7 protein-coding genes are annotated in these 8,100 nt (G+C 68.6%); all 7 read left to right on the top strand.

Annotation, left to right across the window (positions count from 1 at the left end):
* Positions 1 to 133: 133 nt before the first annotated feature.
* On the top strand, positions 134 to 922 hold the full coding sequence (locus H0U68_RS03840) for a glycosyltransferase family 2 protein (protein ID WP_296352854.1): 789 nt from the start codon (positions 134 to 136) through the stop codon (positions 920 to 922).
* Positions 919 to 2,688: a carbamoyltransferase C-terminal domain-containing protein gene (locus tag H0U68_RS03845; RefSeq protein ID WP_296352856.1), complete on the top strand. Its 1,770-nt coding sequence runs from the start codon at positions 919 to 921 to the stop codon at positions 2,686 to 2,688. Before H0U68_RS03840 ends, H0U68_RS03845 begins: the two co-directional genes overlap by 4 nt.
* Positions 2,678 to 3,457 (top strand): YdcF family protein, encoded by a 780-nt coding sequence (locus H0U68_RS03850; protein WP_296352857.1) that lies wholly within the window; start codon positions 2,678 to 2,680, stop codon positions 3,455 to 3,457. Before H0U68_RS03845 ends, H0U68_RS03850 begins: the two co-directional genes overlap by 11 nt.
* A 1-nt stretch (position 3,458) precedes the next feature.
* Positions 3,459 to 4,226: a glycosyltransferase family 2 protein gene (locus H0U68_RS03855; protein ID WP_296352859.1), complete on the top strand. Its 768-nt coding sequence runs from the start codon at positions 3,459 to 3,461 to the stop codon at positions 4,224 to 4,226.
* Between the two features lie 46 nt (positions 4,227 to 4,272).
* Complete coding sequence (locus tag H0U68_RS03860) at positions 4,273 to 5,052, top strand: polysaccharide biosynthesis/export family protein (RefSeq protein ID WP_296352861.1); 780 nt, start codon at positions 4,273 to 4,275, stop codon at positions 5,050 to 5,052.
* 1 nt (position 5,053) lies between these two features.
* Entirely contained in the window at positions 5,054 to 7,366 is a 2,313-nt protein-coding gene (locus H0U68_RS03865; protein WP_296352863.1) for a polysaccharide biosynthesis tyrosine autokinase, read from the top strand.
* Between the two features lie 14 nt (positions 7,367 to 7,380).
* The coding region (locus H0U68_RS03870) for a J domain-containing protein (RefSeq protein ID WP_296352864.1) at positions 7,381 to 8,100 on the top strand (720 nt) is incomplete at its 3' end.

Here is an 8,100-nt window from a genome sequence, read left to right on the forward strand (position 1 = left end):
ACCCGCCCTCGCTGGTGGCCGACGCTGGCCGGGCGCGTGCGCAGCTGGGTTGGCAGCCGCGCATTCCGCGCTTGACGGATATCGTCGACACCGCGTGGCGCTGGCACCAGCGCCACGACGGCCGCGCCGGGCCATGAGTTTTCTTGACCGGGTGGAGGTGCTGATCCTCGCCTACAACGAGGAAGCCAACCTGGCGCGCACGCTCGATGCGCTGCGGGCATTTCCGCGCGTGATCGTGCTCGACAGCGGCAGCACCGACGCCACCTTGCGCATCGCCGCCGCCTATTCGAATGTAGGGGTCTGCACGCGTGCGTTCGACAGCCATGCGGCGCAATGGAACCACGGCCTGCGCGGCTGCGGCATCGCCGCCGACTGGGTGCTGGCGCTGGACGCCGACTACGTGCTGACAGCGCAACTGGCCGACGAGATCGCCGCGCTCGATCCCGCCCCCGCCGTCGGCGGCTTCCGCGCGCACTTTCGCTACTGCGTGGAAGGCCGCGCGTTGTCGGGGTCGCTGTACCCGCCTGTCACGCTGCTGTACCGCCGCACCGGCGCGGCCTATGTGCAGGACGGCCACACCCAGCGCGTGGTGGTGCAGGGCGAAGTCGCCTCGCTGCGCAACCTGGCGCTGCACGACGACCGCAAGCCCCTGTCGGCCTGGCTAACCGCACAGGACCGCTATGCGCAGCTCGAATGCGCGCTGCTGCTGTCGACGCCGTGGGCGCGCCTGCGCTGGCGCGACCGGCTGCGCCGCCTGGTGGTGGTGACGCCATGGCTGGTGCCGCTGTACTGCCTCACCGTCGGCCGCGGCCTGCTCGATGGGCGCCGCGGGCTCTTCTATGCGCTGCAGCGCGGCATCGCTGAAGCCATCCTCAGCGCGAAACTTCTCAGCAGCGCCTTCGCTGGCGGCAGCAGGACATGACGTACATCCTCGGCATCAATGCCTTCCACGCCGACTCGGCTGCCTGCCTGATCCGCGACGGCGTGACCCTCGCGGCGGCCGAAGAAGAGCGCTTTCGCCGCGTCAAGCACTGGGCCGGCTTCCCGGCCGAGTCGATCCGCTGGTGCCTGGCCGAAGCCGGCATCGGCATCGCCGACGTGGAGCACGTGGCGGTGAACCAGGACGGCAAGGCCAACCTGGGCTGGAAACTCGCCTACGCCGCGTCCAAGCGCCCCGACGTGGGCATGCTGGTCGACCGCCTGCTGAAAAAGCACGAGCGCGCCGGCACCACCGAACACCTGGCCAATGCCTTCCCCGACCAGGAAGTGCGCGCCAAGGTGCATGCGGTGGAACATCACATGGCCCACATGTCCTCGGCCTTCCACGTCTCGCCGTTCGCCGAAGCGGCGGTGGTGTCGATCGACGGCTTCGGCGACTTCGCCAGCGCCGCCTGGGGCGTGGGGCGCGGCACCGAATTGGCGATGGACGGCCAGGTGCTGTTCCCGCATTCGCTGGGCATCTTCTACCAGGCGCTCACCCAGTTCCTGGGCTTTCCGCACTACGGCGACGAGTACAAGGTGATGGGCCTGGCACCCTACGGCAAGCCGGTGTACCTGGAGCGCATGCGCAAGATGGTGCTGCTGCAGGACGACGGCAGCTTCAAGCTGGACCTCGACTACTTTCGGCACCACAAGGAAAAGATCGATTTCCAGAAGGGCGACGGCAGCCCCAACTTCGGCAAGCTGTTCGGCCAGGGCATGGTGGACCTGCTGGGCACGCCGCGCTTTCCCGACGAGCCGCTCGAGCAGCGCCACAAGGACATGGCGCGCTCGGCGCAGGCCATGTACGAAGAAGCGTTCTTCCACCTGCTGAACGCGCTGCACGCGAAATACGGGCTCGACGCGGTTGCCATCGCGGGCGGCTGCGGCATGAATTCGGTGGCCAACGGCAAGGTCACGCTGCGCACGCCGTTCAGGCAGGTCTACGTGCAGTCGGCCGCCGGCGACGCGGGCGGCGCCATCGGCGCGGCCTACAGCGTGTGGCACAAGCTGGGCGGCGCGCGCGGTCCGGCCCACGACCACGCCTACTGGGGCCCGCGCTGCGACGACGTCGCGGTCGAGGCGCTGCTCACCGAGCAGGCGCTCTACATCGACAAGCTCGGTTGCATCATCGACGCGCCCTGCGACGAGGAAGCGCTGGCGCGCGACACCGCGCAGGCGCTGGCCGACGGCGAGGTGGTCGGCTGGTTCCAGGGCCGCATGGAATGGGGCCCGCGCGCGCTCGGCAACCGCTCGATCCTGGGGGACCCGCGCCGCGCCGACATGAAGGACATCCTGAACCTGAAGATCAAGCGGCGCGAATCGTTCCGGCCGTTCGCGCCCTCGGTGCTGCGCGAAGCCGTGCCCGACTGGTTCGAGCTGGACGGCGAGGTGCCGTTCATGATGCAGGTCTACCAGATCCGCGCCGAGCGGCGCGCGCAGATCCCGGCGGTGACGCACGTGGATGGCTCCGGGCGGCTGCAGACCGTGTCGGCCGCCACCAACGCGCGCTACCACCGCCTGATCTCGGCGTTCCGCGACGCCACAGGCGTGCCGATGGTGCTGAACACCTCGTTCAATGAGAACGAGCCGGTGGTCTGCACGCCGGCCGAGGCGCTGGACTGCTTCCTGCGCACCCGCATGGACCGGCTGGTGCTGGGTACGTGGGTGGTGCGGCGCCGCGTGAAGGCCGGCACCGATGCCGTATGAGTGGTCGCGCCTGGGCCACCTGCTGCTGGCGCCGCTCACCGCGGTCTTCTGCCTGTGGCTGCTGGCGGGCGTCTGCCTGCTGCTGCGTCGCCAGCGCACTGCCCTCGCGCTGGCGCTGACCGGGGCCGTGGGCCTCTGGCTCGCGTCCACGCCGTTCCTGGCCCACGTGCTGGACACGGCCCTGGACAGCCACTATGCGGCCACGGCGCCGCAGGATGCGCCCACGGCCGACGCCATCGTTGTGCTGGGCGGCGCGCTGGTCGGCCATCCCGCGCCGCGCCGCCCGGGGATCATCCTCACCCCGGCCGCCGGCCGCGTCTGGCACGCGGCGGCGCTGTACCGCGCCGGCAAGGCGCCGGTGGTGGTGGTGGCGGCGGGCAGCATGCGCTTTGCCGGCGACCAGGCGGAAGCCGACCTCATCGCCGAGGTGCTGGTCTCGCTGGGCGTGCCGGCGCAGGCGATCGTGCGCGAACGCGACAGCCGCACCACCGTGGAGAACGCCACCAACACGCTGCCGCTGGTGCGGCGGCTGGGTGCGCGCCGGGTGCTGCTGGTCACTTCCAGCAACCACATGTGGCGGGCTATGGCAACGTTCCGCCGCGCATGGGCTGGAATGCCCGTCGAGCTGCTTGCCAGCCCGACAGATACTTACTCGGCAGCCCCGACAGGCCCCAAAATGTGGTTTCCTACCGCTTTTGCGCTCGCAAGTGTCACCAAAGCGCTCAAAGAGTATGCGGGAATGGCTGTGCTTAGTATCATGAATCCGTAACATGCCTTTACATATTTCGGTCATCACTGCGGTGTTGAACAGGGCGCAGACGCTCGATGCGTCGCTGCGTTCCGTGCACGCGCAGTCGTGGCCGCATGTGGAACACGTCGTGGTGGACGGTGGCTCCACCGACGGCAGCCTGGCTATCATCGAGCGCGCGCGCGCCGGCATCGCGCAGGTGCTGCCCGGGCCGGACGGCGGCCTCTACGACGCGCTGAACAAGGGCATCCGGGCCGCCCGCGGCGACGTGGTCGGCTTCATGCACGCCGACGACACCTATGCCTCGCCCGAGGCGCTGGCGCGCGTGGCAGCCGCGTTCGAAGACCCGGCGGTGGACGCCGTCTATGGCGACCTGGAATACCTGAGCAAGGACGGCTCGCAGCGGGTGGTGCGCTACTGGCGCGCCGGCGGCTACAGCCGCGAGCGGCTGGCGCAGGGCTGGATGCCGCCGCACCCCACCTTCTACGTGCGGCGCGAGTGCTATGCGCGGCTGGGCGGCTTCGACACGCGCTTTCGCATTTCGGCCGATTACGAGAACATGCTGCGCCTGCTGTGGCGCGGCAAGCTGCGCGCCGCGTACATTCCGGAAGTCCTGGTGCGCATGACCTTGGGCGGCATGAGCAACGCCTCGCTGCTGCAGATGCTGCGCAAGTCGCGCGAGGACTATGCCGCGATGCGTCAGAACGGCATCGGCAGCCTGCAGGCGCTGCTGCTGAAAAACGTCACGAAGCTTCCTCAATTCGTGGTGCGCGCCGCACCCGCACGATGAACTGATGACTTGACCAGCGGGTCTGGCAAGAAAAATGGGGTTCCACATGTCTTCACTGCGTTTGAAAGCCTGGGTCGCGGCCGCTGCCGCGGTGCTGCTGCCCGCGCTGTGCCCGGCGCAGGGCACGGGCGGGCCCGCGCTCGGTGTCGCGGTGTCCCAGCCGCTGGACCCGCGTCCGGGCGCGGCGCGCACAGGCGATGCGGAGTTGGCCGCAGCCCGATCGGCCGCGGCCAGCGCGCAGCTGCTGACCATCGGCAAGGACTACCGCATCAGCGCCAACGACCTGATCGAGATTGACCTGCCCGACATCGACGCGCTCAAGCGCACCTTGCGGGTGAACGCCGCCGGCTTGGTGTCGCTGCCGCTGGTCGGTTCGGTCCAGATCGCCGGCCTGACCTCCGAGGGCGCCGAGCGGCGCATCGCGGAGCGCTACCAGGAGAAGTACCTGCAGAACCCGCAGGTGGCGGTGTTCATCAAGGAATTCACCGCCGAGCGCATCACCATGGAAGGCGCGGTGGTCAAGCCCGGCATCTATCCGGTGACCGGCCAGCTCACCCTGCTGCGCGCGCTGGCGCTGGCCGGCGGCTTCGGCCCGATCGCCAACAGCTCCGAAGTCATGCTGTTCCGCGTCGACGAAACCACCAAGAAGCGCGAGATGCTCACCTTCGATGTCGAGAAGATCCGCACCGGCAAGAGCGAAGATCCGCCGGTCAAGGGCGACGACCTGATCGTGGTGCAGCGCGACTCCACCCGGCGGCTGCTCAAGGATTCGATCATCCGCGACGTCTTCGACACCTTCAATCCGTTCTCGATCTTGGCGCGCTGACATGGGCAAGTCCGACACCCTTCCCTCCGCAGTCGCGGGCCGTGCGCAGACCGACCTGGCACTGCGCCAACCCTACCTGCCACAGCCCTGGCAGCAGCGCCCGCCGGAGGACGAGGAGGAGCACTCGCTCAGCCTGCACGACCTGCTGCAGATCGTCTTCAAGCACAAATGGACGCTGCTGGTGGTGCTGCTGCTCTCGCTGGTGATTTCCGGCGTCAACACTTTCCTCAGCCGCCCGGTCTACCGCGCCACCACCGTGCTGCAGATCGACAGCCGTCCGCAACGGGTGGTGGATTTCAACAACGGCGGCGCCGACGTCGAGCAGATGCAGGCGGACGAGTACATGGCGCTGCGCACCCAGTACGAACTGCTGCGCAGCCGCTCGCTGGCCGAGCGCGTCATCGACGAGCTGCAGCTGGACCACTCCCGCGGCGTGCCCATGGCGGCCGCGCCGACCGGTGCGGCCACGGCCGCGGCGCAGGAAGAGGGCTACATCGGCCGCATCCTGTCGGGGTACCGCAAGCTCTCCACGCCCTCCAGCACCGACCAGCGCCTGCTGAGCAGGGAAGGCGTCATTGGCGCCTTCCTCGGCTCTCTATCGGTAGACCCAGTGCAGAACTCGCGCCTGGTGCGCGTGTCGGTGGACAACACCGACCCGACGCTGGCCGCGCGCATCGCCAACACCACAGCGCAGATCTTCGTCTCACTTGGCCAGGAGCGTCGCACCGAGACCTCCGCCTATGCCAAGACCTTCCTGGAAGAACAGCTCGTTCAGATGAAGGCGCGGCTGGAAGAGTCCGAGCGCAAACTGAACCAGTACGCCCAGCAAAAGCAGATCTTGCAGCTCGACGAAAAGACCAACGTCCTGAGCCAAACTTACATTGAGTACGCCAACGCGCTGGCCAAGGCGGAGCAGGAGCGCATCCGGCTGGAATCGCATCTGGCCGAGGTCAAGCGCAATCCCGACAGCGGGGCGCAGAGCCTGCAGGTCAAGACCATCGGCAACTACAAGGAAGCAAGGGGCAAGCTCGAACTGGAATACCAGCAGAACCTGCGCATCTACAAGCCCGACTATCCCAAGATGCAGCAGCTCAAGGTTCAGATGGACGAGCTGGACAACCAGATCAAGGCCGAATACGGCACCATCCTGACCGTCGTCAAGTCGCAGCACGAGGCGGCCAAGCAACTCGAGGCCGACCTGTCCCACAAGGTGGAGCAAACGCGCAAGCAGCTGCTGTCCACGCAGGACAACGGGATCGAGTTGAACCTGCTCAAGCGCGAGGTCGACACCAACCGCACGCTGTACGACGGCCTGCTGCAGCGCCTGAAGCAGGTGGGCGTGGCGAGCAACCTCACCACCAACAACGTGTCCATCGTGGACGCCGCGGCCCAGCCCCTCTTTCCCTACAAGCCCAACCTGCAGTCGAACCTGATGGCCGGCATGGGCATCGGCCTGTTCCTTGGCCTGTGCCTGGTGTTCGTGCTGGAGTTCATGGACGATTCCATCAAATTCCCCGAGGAAATCGAGCGCGCGCTCGGCCTGCCGCTGATGGGTGTGATCCCGGTGGCCGATCGCAAGCGCGGCGAGGACAAGGACGTCGGCCTGAACGTGCACCACGACCCGCGCTCCACCATGGCAGAAGCCTACCGTTCGGTGCGCACCGCGCTGCAGTTCTCCACCTCGCACGGCGCGCCCACGCGGCTGCTGGTCACCAGCACCACGCGCGACGAGGGCAAGAGCACGACGGCACTGGCACTGGCCATCAACTTCGCACAGATGGGCCACCGCGTGCTGCTGGTGGACGCCGACATGCGCAACCCCACGGTGCACAAGATGCTGACCATCCCGAACGAGATCGGGCTGTCCAACCTGCTGTCGGCCGACAGCCGCGGCGAAACGCTGATCCAGCCGACCGAGGTGCCCAACCTGTCGGTGCTCACCGCTGGCCCGCCGCCGCCCAACCCGGTGGACCTGCTGATGGGCCCCAAGCTGCTGCAGCTGCTGGACAAGGCTGCCGCCGTGGGCTTCAGCCACGTCATCGTCGACGGCCCGCCGATCCTGGGCATCGCCGACTCCATCGTGCTGGGCAACCAGATCCAGGACATGCTGTTCATCGTGCGCGCGCGCAGCACGCGCAAATCCAACATCCGCGATGCGCTGCGCCGCATGCGGCTGTCGGGCCTGGTGCCGCGCGGCGCCGTGCTCACCTTCGCGCCTTCGCGCGAGCTGCAGGGCTACGGGTCCTACTACGGCTACGGCGCGGAGCACCCGCGTCCCGCCCAGAACGGCGGCCTGCTGCGCCAGCAGTCCTGAGGACCGACGGGCCCATGAGCGCGGCCTCCCGCGACGCCGTCGAACAGGCCCTGCTGGCCTACCACCGCGCGCCCGGCAAGTACACGCTCGGGCTGCGCCAGCCGGCCGTGCTGTTCGATTCGCTGAAGGACGTGCTGCAGCTGGCCTCCGACCGGGCCGAGCACACGCCGCCGCCCGCAGTGCAGCACGCCGCCGTGTTCTTCATCAAGTCGGCGCTGCTCGCGCCGGGTGCCGACCACTACGCCCTGCTCGGCCTGCCGCGCAATGCCGACGTTGCCGCCGTGAAGGAGCGCTACCGGCTGCTGATGCGGCTGCTGCACCCCGATTTCACGGCCACCCGCCCGGCAGCAGGCTGGCCTGCGGACGCGGCCGCGCGGGTCAACCAGGCCCACGAGGTGCTGATGTCGCCGGTGGAGCGGCGCGCCTACGACGAGAGCCGGCAGCAGCACGCGCCCAAGCCGCAGGCCGTCCCCGCACGCCCCGCTGGACGGCACACGCACGGCACAGTGCCTGTCGTGGCCAAGAACGTGCACAAGACCGATCCGCGCCTGCTGCTCAAGCGGCTGGCCGCCGGCTTCGGTGCCGCCGGCGTGCTGGCCGTGCTGGCCTCGCTGTTCGCCACCCTGCAGGACCGTCCCGACCTCGTCCAGCGCGCCTCCGGCGAGGCCGGCGCGGCGAAGAAAGGCGCCAGCGCCACCGCGCCGCCCGGGCTGGCCGAGATGGTGGCGCTGACC

The sequence above is a fragment of the Ramlibacter sp. genome (assembly GCF_013697775.1).
Taxonomy (GTDB): Bacteria; Pseudomonadota; Gammaproteobacteria; order Burkholderiales; family Burkholderiaceae_C; genus Ramlibacter.

Bases quoted from the DNA above. Each gene is read 5' to 3' on its own strand.
- H0U68_RS03855 (WP_296352859.1), top strand. From the start codon at position 3,459: ATGCCTTTACATATTTCGGTCATCACTGCGGTGTTGAACAGGGCGCAG.
- H0U68_RS03860 (WP_296352861.1), top strand. From the start codon at position 4,273: ATGTCTTCACTGCGTTTGAAAGCCTGGGTCGCGGCCGCTGCCGCGGTG.
- H0U68_RS03840 (WP_296352854.1), top strand. From the start codon at position 134: ATGAGTTTTCTTGACCGGGTGGAGGTGCTGATCCTCGCCTACAACGAG.
- H0U68_RS03850 (WP_296352857.1), top strand. From the start codon at position 2,678: ATGCCGTATGAGTGGTCGCGCCTGGGCCACCTGCTGCTGGCGCCGCTC.
- H0U68_RS03845 (WP_296352856.1), top strand. From the start codon at position 919: ATGACGTACATCCTCGGCATCAATGCCTTCCACGCCGACTCGGCTGCC.
- H0U68_RS03865 (WP_296352863.1), top strand. From the start codon at position 5,054: ATGGGCAAGTCCGACACCCTTCCCTCCGCAGTCGCGGGCCGTGCGCAG.